The sequence below is a fragment of the Bradyrhizobium sp. USDA 4011 genome (assembly GCF_054063415.1).
This window is the reverse complement of the sequence record NZ_JBSSGG010000001.1, coordinates 6,953,916-6,969,264: the sequence shown is the minus strand read 5'-3', so window position 1 is coordinate 6,969,264 and position 15,349 is coordinate 6,953,916. Positions and strand designations below refer to the sequence as shown.

The following is a 15,349-nucleotide window of genomic DNA, read 5'->3' as shown; positions in this document are numbered from 1 at the left end:
TGGTCTCCTGTTGCCGTGGTTATTGTTTGAGCATGATCTTTTCGGAAAACCGCTTTGCACTTTTCCGGATCATGCTCTAGCGCGGAGCCATGCGGATGGCGCCATCGAGGCGAACGTCTTCGCCGTTGAAGTAGCCGTTGGTGATCATGGTCAGCGCGAGATGCGCATACTCCTCCGGCATGCCGAGACGCTTCGGGAACGGCACCGACGCGCTGAGCGCGGCCTTGACGTTCTCCGGGGCGCCTTGCAGCAGCGGCGTGTTGAAGATGCCCGGCAGGATGGTGTTGACGCGGATACCCTCGGCCATCAGGTCGCGCGCGATCGGCAGGGTCATGCCGACGACGCCGGCCTTCGACGCCGAGTAAGCCGCCTGCCCCATCTGGCCGTCCTCGGCCGCGACCGACGCCGTGTTGACGACGGCACCGCGCTCACCGTGCTCCAGCGGGGACAGCGAAAGCATGCCCTGCGCCGACTTGGCGATGCAGCGGAAGGTGCCGACCAGGTTGATCTGGATGATGCGGTTGAAGGCGTCGATTGGGAAGTGCGTCGGTTCGCCGGTCTTCTTGTCCCGGCCTGCAGTCTTCACTGCATTGCCGGTGCCGGCGCAGTTCACCAGGATGCGCTCCTGGCCGTGCGCCGCGCGCGCCTTGGCGAAGCCCGCATCGACCTGCTCGTCGGAGGTGACGTCGACCTTGCAGAACACAGCGCCGATTTCCTTGGCGATGGCTTCACCCTTTTCTTCGTCGAAGTCGAAGATCGCAACTTTCACACCTTGCGCGGCGAGTGCGCGCGAGGTAGCTGCGCCGAGGCCGGAAGCGCCGCCGGTGACGACGGCGGCGACCGATGAATCGAGTTTCATGGCAATATCCTTTCGCCGATCAGATGCGTTCGATGATGATAGCGGGCGCCATGCCGCCGGCGGCGCACATGGTGACCAAGCCATAACGTCCGCCGCTCCGCTCGAGCTCGTCGAGCGCCGTGCCGATCAGGATCGATCCGGTCGCGCCGATCGGGTGGCCGAGCGCGATGGAGCCGCCATTGATGTTGACCTTCTCGCGATCCAGCTCGAGGTCGCGGATGAACTTCTCGGCAACGACCGCGAAGGCCTCGTTGATCTCCCAGACGTCAATGTCGTCCTTGGTCAGGCCGGCCTTGGCGAGAACCTTCTTGGCCGCCGGAACCGGCGCGTTGAGCATCAGCGTCGGATCGTCACCCTGATTGGCATAGGCCACGATCCGGCCGCGCGGCCTGAGGCCGTGCTTCTCGGCATATTCTTTGGAGGTGATGAGGACTGCGGCGGCGCCGTCCACCACGCCCGAGCTGTTGCCGGCGTGATGCACGCCCTTCCACTCGAGGTCCGGATAACGGCGCTGGATCTGCTTCTTGAAGGTCACACCGTTGCCGAGGTCGAAATCGGCAAGCTGCTCGAAGCTCGGCTTCAGCGAAGCAAGGCCTTCGGCCGTGGTCTCGGGGCGCGGGAATTCCTCACGATCGAGGGCGACGCTGCCGTCCTCGTTGAGCACCGGGATCACCGACTTGGCGAAGCGGCCTTCATCGATCGCCCGCTTGGCGCGCTGCTGGCTGACCAGCGCCAGCGCATCGCAGGCTTCGCGGCTGATCCCCTCGCGCGTGGCGATGGCGTCGCCGCATACGCCCTGGTGCGACTGCGGGTGGATCTCGTCAAGCGCCGGATTGCCCGAACCCATCATCCGCGCCGGCTGTCCCGCCTTGGAGCGCTCGGCAGCGAGGGTCTGCTGATAGCTCATCATCTCGGTACCGCCGGCGATGACGCAATCCTCCATTCCCGACATCACCGAAGCTGCCGCAAGGTTCACCGACGTGATGCCGCCGCCGCAGAAACGATCCAGCGTCGTGCCGCTGGCGTTGATGTCGTAGCCGGCCGCGAGCGCCGACATGCGTCCGAGATCGCCGCCCTGCTTGCCCTCCTGGGTCGAGGTCGACCAGATGATGTCATCGACGGTCGACGTATCGAGCTTGTTGCGCTCCTTAAGCGCGCCGAGCACCGTTGCCGCCAGTTGTTGCGGATGCAGGTGCGACAGCGCACCCTTGCCCGGCTTGCCGATGCCGCGCGGCGTGCGGACCGCGTCAATGATGTATGCTTCAGACATGCGTTTCCCTCTGCTTTGGATGTTCTTGACTGTGGGCTCGTGCCGGGGGTCCCGACCGTTTCGGGTCTTCTGTCCCAGAACTAGCCGAGGCGTCAGCGGTGTGGCGTGACCGCAAGCGGCGCGGCAACTGGCTTGCGCTGATCTTCGAAGTACTCGAAGCGCGAGTTGACCAGCATCGACGGTTGCGCCGGTGCGCGCTCCCGCTCGTCGGCGCGGACGGGCTTGTCGCACCCCTCCGCAAACAACGGGACGCCGGGCGCGGCCGCATGTGGACCGAGAGCATATTTCTGCTCTTGCGGCAGGTAGATCAATTGGCCGATCTGGGTGAGGGTCAAGGTGAGGCGGGAGACCGTCGATCGGGGAAGACCGCAGCGATCGGCGATCTCGCGATTGCCCAGGCGTATGCTTCGACCTTCGAAGCAACGCACGATGTCGAATGCGCGCGATACCACCTGTATCACGCGCCGGTTGTCCGTGCCGGCGGTGTCTTGCGCCATCAGTACCTCAGATCGACGTCCCATCGTTTACGCCTCACTCCTCATTGTCATACGGGTGAATGAAACCCACCCTGGTTCGGGCAGGACGCGCCGGTCCGCGACATCGCTGTCGAGCGCGCAACGCCGAGCGGCGTACGCGCGAGCGGACCTGCATGCAGGATCTGACGGCAGCGATCGGCGCACGCCGCGTCGCCGCCCGTGAGGATCGAGCCGGCGGCTGTGCCATGTCCGCGCGGCCACGAATTCGGCATGCCGGACAAGGCCATTCACGGTCTTTTCGAGGCCGGCCTGCATCGCGCCGATGGGCACCTGGCCGTCCAGCCCGGTGAAACCGCGACCTCGCGCGGCAAGCAGCTTCGGATAGCGACGGCCGGCCAGCATCAGGCGGATTCTTTCCCTAGGGCTTCGGGCTTTAATTAATTGATTAATTAGTCAGGTGATTAGAGTGGGCGCTCTCCCCTGTCAACTGTCCCCGCCGCAGGGCGCCCCGCGCTCGGGTCGCACCTCACGCATCGCTCAAGCCGCCCGGGGCCGGCTTGTCGGGCAGTAGCTGCCGATCCGTCGTGACGACCGTCAGACCGGTGCTGGACGGTAATCGAACGAAATGCGCGGCACGAGAGCCCACCCGCAAGCGCCGAGACGCAGCGACGGGGCATGGGGCCTCTTGGTTGCACGTCAGCTTTCGTCGTTCGGTATGGCGCGCGCCACGCGACGCCCGCTCCGCAAGTACCACTCAGATCTCGAAATGCCATCGCCGATGAGCGATCGCTCCGAGAATGAATTTCCTTTGTCGGTTCGACGGGCGAAGCGACCGTTCCAGAGAACTGGCGCCGCTCGACTCATTGATTGCAAACTTACGCGCTCATCCGCCTCTTCGCCGGCGCGACCGTGATCGTCGCGCCGACCCGGGCAGAAGCCGAAAACCTGCTCGCGGACTATGCCGCACATGTCGACCAGACCGGGCAGCTCGCTCTGCTCCCGGGTTGGACCGGCATCGATTTCTCGACCTATCGTCCCGACTAGGCGGTGCAATATGTTCGAGAGCAACGCGATCCAGTCGATGGTGGAGAACTTCACCCTGCGGAGCGAGCGCCCGATGCGCCGAATTCATTGTCGTACGAATGCCGAGCGGGGCCGCGGCGGAGACCTTAGCGGACCAATGCCACAGCGAGCTCACCTGGCTGCCGATGTCCTGAAAGAGCACCCGCGCTTCGTCGAACTCGGTTGTCGGCAACGAGTCGCAGGTCCGCTACATCGCGAACCTGCGCCACGGCCCTGCGCATCCGTTGTCGTTACCGCGACGACAGACGCTGCCTTTCGTCATCGGTCAGCTGCTGCGCCTGCTCGGCCGTCAGCGCACCGCTGCCGACCACGCGAAACATGCTGTTCGGATCATAACTCTGCCGCTCGCTGCCGCCGCGACGCTGGTCATTGTCTGCGGGCTCCGGCGTGCCATCGCCTCCGCCATAGCCGAGCACTTCGACAATGATGACCGAGGGCTGTCCAGTATTGGCTGCCGGTGCCGCCGCCGTCGGTTGCTGCGCCGCGCCCGCGGTGTTGTTCGCCGCGGTCAACGCGCCCACCGGCGGCCCCTGCACCACCGGCACACCGACCGACGTGCCCTGCACCTGGATATTGGCGATGTTGAGCACCTGCAGCGCTTCGAGGGTGAGATTGCCCGACACGCGGATGCCCGCCTCGCCGGCATCGATCGTGCCGTGCGGCGCGAACAGGTCGACGTTACCAGGGGGAACGCCGGGAACGCCAATCAGGGTTGCGATGCCGGCGCCGGTTTGCGGCGTGTTCGGCGTTTTGGTCGCGCCGCCATACTGATCGTAGACGACCAAAGGCGGCGATGTCACGATCGAGGTCTGCTTGCCCTTGCCGGCGTTGAGATCGCCGTTGGTCGAGAACATCAGGATGTCGCCGCCGAGTTCGGTGAAGACGCGCGACTGCGCCACCACGACGCTCCGATCGGTGAAGATGTTGATGTCGCCGCCTTCGAGCGTCAGCAGGCCGGGGCGCGCGGTGTCGGTCTGCCCGGTCAGGTCGGGCGTCTGGTTTTCGATGCCGAGCGACACGCCGCCACCGGGCGCTAGGATGTTGATGTTGCCACCCTGCTCGGTGCGGGCGCGTGCGAGCTGGAACAGCGAAAGGCTGCCGGCATAGGCTGTGGTGGTGCCACCGATCACGCTGCCCGGGAACAGGGTCTGGATCGCCCGGTAAGCCCGATCGTAACCCTTACCCCCTGCGCCATGCCCATTGGCTGCGGCTTCGCCGCCCGCCCTGAGCTCGGCGAAGTACACCTGCTCGATGAACGGCAATTGTGCGGCCGGGGCGAGGTTGCGGAAATCGGCGAGCGCCTGGTCGCGACTGAGGGCGATGCCCTCGATCCCGCTCATGTAGCTGGTGAGCTGCGCCAGATAGGCTTGCGTCGTCGCATCCGTGTTCCGCGGATCGAAATAGAGGTTGATGAAGGCCGCGTTGTCGGGACCGTTGGCACCGGTGCCGACCGCGATGCCGATCGAGGCACCGGTCGCGGGCAGCAACGGATTGTCCGCGTTGCCGACCGACGTGATGCCAAGCCCCTGCGTGTGATACGCGCCCATCTGCGCAACGATGTCGCGACCTGCAAGGACCGATAGCGATCCAGGCCCCGCCACACGAATGTTGAAGAAGTCCGGGTAGGCCAGGCTGCAAGGCTGGCAGCTGACGATGTCGCGCCCGGCCTGCACCAGCGAGACGTCGCCGGGCCCGGCGTTCTCGATGTCGATAATCGGCTTGACGATATCGAGGCCGGCGCGCACCTGCGCGCGCTCCGATGTCGCCAGCGCGAGGTTTGTCAGGCTCCCCTGGACCGCATAGACATGCACGGTGCGCGGATTGTTGAACTGCACCAGGTTCGAGGGCACTGACAAAGAGCCACCAAACGTGTCGTAGGACGGATTGGAGAGTGTGCTCGCGTAATCACTGCCTGCCGGTGCCGAGGCACCGGTGAGCTGGGACGCCAGATCGACCGCGGTCATGCTGACGCCAAAACCTATGATGTCCTGCTGCGCCAGCAGATCGAGGCGCGCCGTCGGCGCGGCCAGTGCAGCCAGATAATGGAAGTTGAAGCTGCTTTGTTGAATGCTGCCGGCGCGGATCGAGCCGCCGGCCGCGGTCAATTCGAAGATCGATGGCGCAAAATCACCATGCACCGTGATGTCGCCGCCGGCCGAGAACTCGGTCAGGGCGCTGCCAGCCGTCATGCTGGTGAAGAAGCCATAGGGTGCCACAGGGTTGTAGTAAAATGAGGGGGGCCCATTTCCCTCCAGACCAGCCGGGACGCGATAGCCGCCGCTGCTCGACGGATCGGGCTGCTGCGTCATCCGCGTCGGATCGCCGACGATCGCATTGATTCCCCGGCGCGACACCACATTGAACTGGGCATCGCCGATCAACAGATCCACCCGCGCAATGGCCAGCGAACTGGTGTTCAGCGGTGCCATCCCGACCTCGCCGGCCTGGATGTCGGCCGTCCCCCGCCCGACCAGCAGATTGGCGTAGTTGATACCGCCCCCGACGGTCAGCGAGAGATTGCCGCCGCCATACACCGACAATGCACCGGTGCCGGTCAATCCGCCGGTCGTCGGCAGGCTGATGTCGACAGCCTTCAGGTCACCATCGACTGCGACCCGGACGTTGCCTCCTCCCAGCGCGCCGAGCCCCTTGAACGCGGCCACCGATGGAAATGAGTCGGTCGCGTAATCGAGATACGGTTGATAGTAGGTGCCGAAATTGACGAACCAGGTCGGACTGGCAGCCTTCGGCTCGGTCCAAAGCCAATAGGTGTCGAGCTCAGAGGCCGCGTAGCTCTTCACACCATTATTGCTTGTATCCGCGCCGATCAGGCTGCCATGCGCCTTGACCGTGAGATTGCCGCCGCCATTCGAATAGCTGGCGTTGAATGTGAGGGGATACAGCGTATCGTACGACAGCAGATTGAAGTTCGCGTCGTACGTATAGCCAAGATAGCTGCTGTAGTCGTACGTGTTGGCAGACAGGATCGGAACGCGCTGTGCCGGCGTGAAATTCGGCGTCACGGGCTCCCCTGCGGTATAGATGCCGAACGCGGTCTGAATGTCGATATTTCCCGCCGCAGCGAGCTCGAGGTCGCGCGCGCCGGTGCGGACCACGCTCGGAATCTGGACGACGGTGCCGCTGTCATTGACGTTGGCGTCAATCAGGTACGGCGCCGCGAACACGATCGAGCCTGGCTCGGGATTGGCCACCGTGGCCGCGGGACGCAGCACGGCCGGCACGACCGCCAGCGGATCGGCACCGGCGAGATCCGCGCCCGCGACCAGCCGCAGCGTCGCTGATCCGGAGCCCGCCGTCAGCGGCGCCGCGATGGCGAAGATGCTGCCGTCCGGCGAACCGACCGGCGCGGCAAAGCCGTCGCTGATGCTGCCGTTGATCAGCAGGTTTCCGGCCGCACGCAACGTCAGCACCATCGGCTCGCCATTGTAGCGATAGGTGTGCAGATCGATTCCGGAATTGGCGCTGGACGGATTTTGCAACAGCTGGAGGTCACCGCTGCTGCGTAGCTCGATGCCAGGCATCAGGTGGAAGGCGGTGACGGAGGTACCCGTCAGCGTGCCGATGCCCGTCCTGATCGTGGCCGCGGCGATATACGCCTGCGCGTCGGCGTCGGCCGTCGCCAGGCTGGCGTCGACATAGGGCGTGCCGGTGACGTCATAGGTCTTGACCGCCTCGACAACGATCTCGCGCGCGCCGGCGACCTGGACCCCGTTGTTGCTGACGCGTACGCCGGTGCTGCCGTCGCCGTTGATTGTCCGCGGCACGCGCAGCCAGACCTGTCCGCCATTGAGCGCGATGTTCGGGTCGGCGCCGACGACGCTGATCGTCGGCGCGCTGCCGGAGCCGGCGTCGACATCGAACGTCAACATGCCCGAGCTGTTGCCGGCAAGGCCGAGAAACACCGTACCGCCCCTGGCCGAGGTGGTGCCGGCATTGAGCGTCGCATGCGCGCCGAGCTCCAGATTGTTGCCGGCGATCAGGCGAATGGTCGCATCGCTGCCGCCGCTCGCATCGATCAGGCCGGCAACGGTGATGCTGCCGCTGCTCGCGGTCAACTCGACGTTGCGCGCGGTGATGTTGCCGACATTGATGTCGCCGTTCGCCAGCGTCAGCGCCTGCTCGCCCGAGAACCCCGCGATGCCGCCGAGCAGTGCACCAGCGTCACCCGACTTGAGCGTGAGGACCGCCTTGCCGCCGGCGTAGCGCGGATCGGCGCTCGCCAGCAACTGCCCGTCGAGATGGGCGGTCCCGTTCGGCGCGACGATGGTGAGCGTCCCCGCGTTGCTGCCCTGGTCGGAGTCGATGACATTGAGCGCCGGCAGCGTCACCGAGCCGAGCCGGCCGCCGCGCAGATCGACCACCGCCCCGGACGCAACAGCGACATCGCCGTTCACGGTCTGCAGCGTGACGTCGCCGGCCGGCGCAATCCGCACCACGTCGAAGAACGGCGTCACCGCGCCGCCGACATTGGTGACCGACCCGGCCTGCAGTGTGATGCCGTTCTGCGCGGTGAAGGTGATCGCGCCGGATGGCAGGTCGATGATGGTGCCCTGGACGATGCTCTGCGCCGAGACCGAGAGCGTCGCGCCGTCGGAATTGACGGCCGACTGGACGGCGCCACCGGGCCGCGCGGCGAAGCTGACCGTGCCGGCATTGGCGACGAGCTGCGTCAGCGCGCCGGCCTGCGCCGTCACCAGGGGCGCCGCGATCGTCAGACCACCGCTGACGCTGAAGGTGCCCGGCATCACCTGACCGGGGGCGTAGGACACCGTGCCGATTTTTTGCATCGTGCCCGCAGCGATCGGGCCCGCATAGGCGACGCCGCCGATCACCTGCTCGGACGCCGCCAGCGTCACGGTGTTGAAGCCACCGAAGGCAAGATTGCCGCCGCCGCCCAGCGTCAGCTGCGTCGCATCGATCTCGAAGGCGCCTTGCCCAAATCCCGTCGCAGCTGCGCCCGTTGCGCCGCCGTTCAGCGTGATCGTGTCGGCGCGGAGCCTGACGCGGTCGGCGGCGGCACCAAATCCATTGACCACGGGCGCGCTCAACGTCAGCCCGGCGAGCAGGGGCTGACCGGTCGCCGGATCCAGATCACCGAGATCGACCGAGCCATAGACGTTGATCGCGGTGGACGCCGACAGCATCAGGTTGCCGGTCGCCGGCAGATGACGCAGCGGATCACCTTCGGACAACTGCGCGAGCAGGCTGGCACTCAGATTGAAGCCCGAAGCACCTCCCGCGCCGAAATTGATCACCGGCACGCTGACCATCACGGTCGGCGCCGCAAGGCGGGCGGAAGGATCCATGCTGATCGTGTTCGAGGCGCTCAGCGCCAGCACGCTGCCGCCGAAGATTTGCGCGCCCGCGCCGATACTCAGCTTGCTCGCGCCGCCGCTCCCCATCGGCAACGTGACCGGCAGCACCGGTGCGTTGGACGCCAGCACGAATGCGCCCGCCCCACCTCCGCCGACACGCGCGAGCGCGATCGATCCCAGGGTCTTGCCGGTGTTCGGATCGTTCGGGAACAGGGTGGAGATCGCGCCGAACGAGGTCGTGTCGATCTGCGCACCGGCGCCGATCGTTATCGCCTTGCTCGCCGTCAGCATGATTTCGGGTGCGGTCAGCACCGCCCCACTATCGATCTGGAGCTGCTGCGCCGCCGGCGTGATGGTCAGCACGTTACCGTTCAGGTTGCGTGTACCGCCGATCAGAATGCTCTGCGCGCCAATGCTGTCGAGCGCACTGGCCTGCAGCCCGGTCATGCCCGGCGCTGCGGTGCCCCCCGGCGCGAGGATCTCGAGATTCGAAGCCACGATATCGGCCTGCCCGCCCCGGCCGCCGGCCGGAGCCGAGAAGTCGCCGAACCCGCCGGTGACCGGCAACGACAGACTGTTGGTTGCACTGATGACAAGTTGCCCCGCATCGAGCGGCAGATAGGGTGCCGCGATGCCGCTTGCGGCTGCTTTGGACGTATAGAACTGGCTCGCCGTGGCTTCGGCATATTGCGACTGCCGGCGGACGACCGCTCCCGGTGTGACGATGTAGGCCGAGGGCAGCGAATCGCGGATGCCTGTATTGGCGACCTCGCCAAAGCCGATCACACGGTAGGAGCCGTCACGCAGTGCAAAGTTCCGGAGCGCCGTGGCGGAGGTCTGATTCTCGGCCACGGTGACCTTGTAAGCGCCGGGCAACAACGCGTAGTGGCCCGGCAGCAAGGTATAGGTGCCCGCCGGCAGCCCCGGAATTCCGCTCAAATAGACTTGCTGACCGACCTGCAGCGCAACTGGCGCTGACGTCGTCTGCGTTGGATCGCTGAGCTGCATCTGCGGGTCGCGCGGCGCATAGCGGTTGCCGAGGCTCGGCAGGACCGCGAATGTCTGGGTGCCGTCGAGCGTATCGACCGACCCGCCGGCGCCGCTGACGAACTGCGCGCCATAGAGGTCGCCGCCGCCGGACTCGTCGATGCGCGCAGTGGGGGCCCCACCGGACGCACCCGAAACCGTCAACGCCCGGCCGTAGAACGAGATTGTCTTGGCCGACGGCGCGCTGATCGTATTCGGCGTGCCGCTATTGTCGTAGCCGTAGATCCAGTCGGTGTTGCCGAGCGGCGCGCCATACGGGATCAGCGTGCCGCCCGCCGACACCGACGTGATGCTTCCCGGGAGCAGGTTGATCGCGCGCGTGCCGGCGGGATTGTTCGGGTCTCCGAAGGTGATCTGCCCGAGCGGCGCCAGCAGGACGCCACCCTGATTGATGGTCGGGGCGATGATCTGGACGGCTCCGCCCGCTGACAGCGGCACGTAGGGCGCCTGGCCGTTGCTGGCAAAGCTGACCACGCTGTTGGGCCCCGTCGCCTGGATCAGGAACAGACTGCTCGTAATGCTTGCGTATGCATTGCTGACCGGTCCGCTGCTGATCGGGTAGATTTCCGTCCCCGTGAACGTCACGTCGCCGGCCGTCGTCAACGTGGTCGGCTTGAGGGCGTAAGAGGGTGCCGTCCTCGAGACCGGCACCAGGCGGATGTCGCCCAGGCTGTTGAACGACATGCTGGCGAAGCCAGGCAGCGACACCGCCTGCCGAACCGGAGTGCTGAAATCGATGAAGCTGGTGACGTAGCTGTAACTCGCACCGCTGCGCAGCGTGCCCTCGATGTCGATCAGGTCGGCATCGACCGCAAGACGCGCCGTACCGGCCATGGGCACCGCGCTGTAGCTGCCGAGAGGGACGTAGCTGCTGCTGGAATATTCGTTGACGTTGCGCTGACCGCCGCCGATGTCGACATAGGGCGCGCTGAGCCGAACGCTCGCGCCCGGCGTCGCACTGATGTTGCTGGCGTTGATGGTCAGGCTGCGCGCCGCGGCAAGGTTGACGTTGCCGTTGAACACCAGGGCATCGACCGCGCCGAGCGACACCGACGCGAAGCCGCCGCTGGAGATCTGGTCGGCGCCGATGAAGATATCTCCGAGCAAGCTGCCTGGGACCGCCTGCCCCTGCGACAGACCAGTCGCCATCAGCGGCGCTGCCTGGCTCACGATCGTCTGGAAGACCGGCTGCACGAACTGCGAGACCCCGGTGTTATCAGCGACATTGGTCCCGATCACCTGATCGATCGTCAGGCTGCCGCCCACAGCGCCGGCTCCACCGGCCTGCGCCTTCATGCTGGCGTCGAACAGCAGACCGAGCGATGCCCGGATCGCGATGCTACCGCCCGGAGTCGCAACTTGTGTCTGGATCAGACCGGATCGACCCGCGACCTGGAGTATCGTTCCCGATGTCCCCGACACATCAATGATCGCTCCGGCTTGCGCCACGACGACACCGAGCGGTTGCTCTCCATAAGGCTGGGTGGCCGAATAGGGGTAGTAGAGCGAGGGCTGGGCTTCCTGATTGATGTTGACCTGACCGCCATCGAGCACGGTGTTGACTGGGCGCCCGGATACATCCAGCGTCGATGTGACGAGGCCGGGCGCCAGCAACCGGGCATCCGCTCCGATCCAGAGCGTCTGCGTGGCAGCATAGGACGGCCCATTGTTGGGCGGCACGCCAACCGGCGAGCCGACCGCGACCCAGGTTCCGGTCGTGCCGGTCAAATCGAGATTGATGGTTCCCGCGGGCGCGCTGATCGTGCCGTCGACCGTCAATTGATGGCGTGCGTGAAGAGATATCGTCGCCTGAGGATCGGCATTGATCACGGCGCCCCGCTGAACATCGAGATTGCCGTTGAAGGCGTCGATCGCGCTGAGGACGAGGTTGACCGGCCCCGGCCGCAGATACGAGGGCAGCATCCGCACCGTCGCAACGCCTGCGACATCGCTGCCGGTCGGTGCCGAAATAGCCTGCGGATTCGGAACCAGATTGACCCCATGCAGCTCGAGATCGGTGCCGCCCGCGACCGTCAGGTTCTGGTAGCTGTAGAGGGCGTACTGGCTGAAGCCGCCGCTGGCAAAGAAGCCGGTCGACAGCCGCATCACGCTGGCGGGATCGACCGGCGTGAGATTGCTGGTCCCGTCGGCGTTGATGCTGCCGATCGTGCGGAGCGGAAGGATGCCGTCTCCGCCGATCTGGATCACGGGGGTGGCGATACCGAGCATGCCGCCACGGGTGAAGCCATAGGACCGCAGCACACCGTCGAGATAGACCCGGCCCGGGTAAGTCTGGGCGACCGTCGTCGAATTGTGCAGCGTCGCACCGAAACCGTCGGCGATCAGCGTGATGTTGCCACCCGTCCCGACCGGCAGGCCGTTGCTGGTCTTGATCCGGCCCGTGCTCTGCATCCAGCCGCCGCTCGACGCATCGATCACCGCTCCGTCATCGATCCGAACGCTGCCGTAGGCGATCAGCTTGACGTTGCCGCCGTCGTAGAGCGCAGGCGGGGTATCGCTGCCGCCGGTGCGATCGTTGACCCAGAGGCCACGTGTATCGATCACACTGCCCGGACGCAGTTCGATGTCGCCGGTGAAGACAGTCGTTCCCTGCAGCGCCGCATTGACGGTTACCGAGCCGGCACGCGCTACCAGTTGACCATCGATCGAAATTCCCCCGCCAGCAAAGGCGACGTTCGAGTTCAAGGTGATCGAGCCGCCGGGGGCAACCTGAAGCTTGGCGCCGCCCACGATGCTGATGGCGGGAGATACCGTGCCGCTGACCGGATCGGTCACGCCGCCGCGCGCATTGATGGTGATGCTGCCGTAGTTCGCCTGGTTGAGCAGATCGGCCGACAGATAGACGGTCTGTTGCCAGGACGGCGGCAGCGGCGACGTCGCACTCGCGAGATCCGGCGGCGCAACTGACGGCGCGATGATGCTCGCATCGGCCGCCGCGATGGTGAGCGCGGCGCCCGCCGGAAGCGAGTTGGCGGACCGCTGATAGGGCCCATTGATTGTCGCCGCAACAACCGAGGCATCGACCTCTGCTGCGCTTGCCATCACGGTCAGAGCGCCGGCGGCGCGTCCTTCGAGATAGGCGGGCTGGTACACCTGATTGGGGACCATTGGATTGGCGTAGAATTCGGTGACGCCCCAGTGAGCGTGATTGACCGTGAAGCCGACCCCGATCGAGATGTAGGTCAGGTCGGCAGGGGCCTGATTTGCGCGGTAGATCCTGCCGTCCGAGCCGACCAGCCAGGTGACCGGCACATAGCCGGCCTGATGCGCGAGCGAGCCGCCGGCAATATCGATCAGCGCACCAGGCCGCAGGATGGCATCGCCCGTGGAGTAGGCGATCACCGAACCGCCCGTGGTCAGGCGCTGGTCGATCGGACGCGCGACCTGCCCGAGCCATCCCGACACCTCGAGCAGCCCGCCTGCGGTGTAGACCCGATCCGATGCCACAGGGTCGAGATCGTGTACGTTCACCCACACGTTCTTGCTGGACAAGATGCCGCCGCGCTGCAATGGCGAGTCGCGCAACTCGTTGGCGCGCACGTTCACCTGCACCACATCGCTCGACGCCGCGACCGGCACGCCCTGCAACCCCGAAACGTCGATCAGGGAACCTGCGTCGACAAGAACCCGCGCCCCGTCGCGGTTGTAGTTCGTGTTGATCTTGGCGGTGGGATTGTCCTGCAGATAGAGCTGGTCTCCGTAGCTCGATGCTTCAAGCGCAACCCGTCCGGACGGCGCGATGATCGCAGCTCCCGGCTGCATGTTGACGAAGCCGCCCTCGACCGTAATCCGCGACTGGGCCTGCGGCTGGGTGTCCATCGCGGTCAGACCGTCCTCCTCGGGAAGTACCGCGGTGAGGCTGCCACGCGCGAGCTGCATCGCACCGGTCTGCGTCGACACCGCGTAGTGCGAGGTGCTGTCATAGCCGAACATCCCCTGCAGTCCCTGCTGCGCGGACAACAGGATCGAACCGGCCTGGTTGACCGAGGTGGTCGCCACCAGCACGCCGGATTGCTGCAAATTCATGCCGGCCAGCGTGACGTTTCCGGTCGGCGCCGCGATGAGGCCGGTGTTGCTGACCGTGCCGCCATTGAGCACATTCAACAGCAGGCCCTGCTGGCTCGTGCTGCCGCTTGTCGTGACATAAACCGACGTGCCGGCGGCGAGCGCGGCCTGGCCGCCTGGCGTGACGATACTGCCGCCGTTCTGCACATTGGCGCCGAACAGGAATACGTTCCCGCCTCCCGTGGTGACGGATTGGGGCGCCGCCGTGACGATCACAGCACCAGCCTCGACGATGATGTTGCCGGTCGGGCCGCTGCTGCTGGCGAAGATCGGGGCCTGCAGGTCGCCTGCATTGTCGAACGGCGAGCGATTGAGCAGGGCGGTCTTGAATTGCTGATCGGTGATATTGAGCGTCGACGCCACCAGCGAGCCGACATTGATCTGACTCGCGCCGCCGAAAATGATGCCGCTCTGGTTGATCAGAAGCACCTTGCCGTCAGCCTTGATGTTGCCGAGGATCTGGCTCGGCCCGACATTGCCGGTCACGCGATTGAGCGCGACCCAGTTGCTGTTGCCCTGCTGGTTGAAGACGACGTCGGTCCGGGCGCCGACATTGAAGCTCTGCCAGTTGAGGATTGCCTGCGGCGCGGTCTGGGTGATGCCGACGCTGGTGCGTCCGTTGACGCTCGCCTGGCTCGGAAGATTGGCGCCCGACCAGAGGCCCGATCCGGGCCCAGCGCCCGGCGCGACCTGGAGCCCACCCGGCGCCAGACCATCGGGCACCACCAGCTGGGGCAGCGTCCGCGACGTGCCCGAGGCCCGTGCGGCACTGCGCGCGGCCGCCTGTGCCGCCTGCATGGCCTGGATTGCCTGCGCCGCCCGCGCCAATGAACCAGAGCTTTGGGCAGCCGCGTCTGCCGCCTGCTGGGCCGCAGCGCTCGCCGCATCGGCCGCGTAACGCGGCGCCGCGACCGTCCAGGCGCCGCTCGGCGACCTCGCACTCGCAGGATACGCAGCGAGCAACAACGTCACCAGGCTGGTGCCGGCCATCAACCCGCCGCGGGACACCCGGCGCGACGCCCGCAACGGCGCAACGGCGGCCAATTCACCGCGTGCACGGGGATGATGGGTGGCTTGAGCTCGAACCGGCATGACACGTCCTTCCAGCGAACACCGCAGAGGTCACACCAGCGTGACGGGAAGCCACGCCGAAAACCGCAAGGGACTTTTGTGAAAGTTTCGTGTCACCGCA

At 65.9% G+C, this 15,349-nt stretch carries 5 protein-coding genes and 1 pseudogene; 2 read left to right on the top strand and 4 right to left on the bottom strand.

Annotated features, from left to right (window positions below):
• Positions 1-76: 76 nt before the first annotated feature.
• From ACVW1C_RS32765 to ACVW1C_RS32755, 3 genes and pseudogenes are all read right to left on the bottom strand, one after another.
• On the bottom strand, positions 77-859 hold the full coding sequence (locus ACVW1C_RS32765) for an SDR family NAD(P)-dependent oxidoreductase (protein ID WP_456761796.1): 783 nt from the start codon (positions 857-859) through the stop codon (positions 77-79).
• A 19-nt stretch (positions 860-878) separates the two neighbouring features.
• Positions 879-2,129 (bottom strand): acetyl-CoA C-acetyltransferase, encoded by a 1,251-nt coding sequence (locus tag ACVW1C_RS32760; RefSeq protein ID WP_456761795.1) that lies wholly within the window; start codon positions 2,127-2,129, stop codon positions 879-881.
• 257 nt (positions 2,130-2,386) lie between these two features.
• Positions 2,387-2,650 (bottom strand): annotated as a pseudogene (locus ACVW1C_RS32755) (helix-turn-helix domain-containing protein); the annotation flags it as partial.
• A 225-nt stretch (positions 2,651-2,875) separates the two neighbouring features.
• On the opposite strand from ACVW1C_RS32755, the gene ACVW1C_RS32750 reads away from it, so the two are divergent.
• On the top strand, positions 2,876-3,046 hold the full coding sequence (locus ACVW1C_RS32750; protein ID WP_456761794.1) for a hypothetical protein: 171 nt from the start codon (positions 2,876-2,878) through the stop codon (positions 3,044-3,046).
• A 426-nt stretch (positions 3,047-3,472) separates the two neighbouring features.
• Positions 3,473-3,649 (top strand): hypothetical protein, encoded by a 177-nt coding sequence (locus tag ACVW1C_RS32745; protein ID WP_456761793.1) that lies wholly within the window; start codon positions 3,473-3,475, stop codon positions 3,647-3,649.
• Positions 3,650-3,918: 269 nt separating this feature from the next.
• Here ACVW1C_RS32745 and ACVW1C_RS32740 read toward each other — a convergent pair whose 3' ends face one another.
• Positions 3,919-15,249: a filamentous haemagglutinin family protein gene (locus ACVW1C_RS32740; RefSeq protein ID WP_456761792.1), complete on the bottom strand. Its 11,331-nt coding sequence runs from the start codon at positions 15,247-15,249 to the stop codon at positions 3,919-3,921.
• Positions 15,250-15,349: the final 100 nt, after the last annotated feature.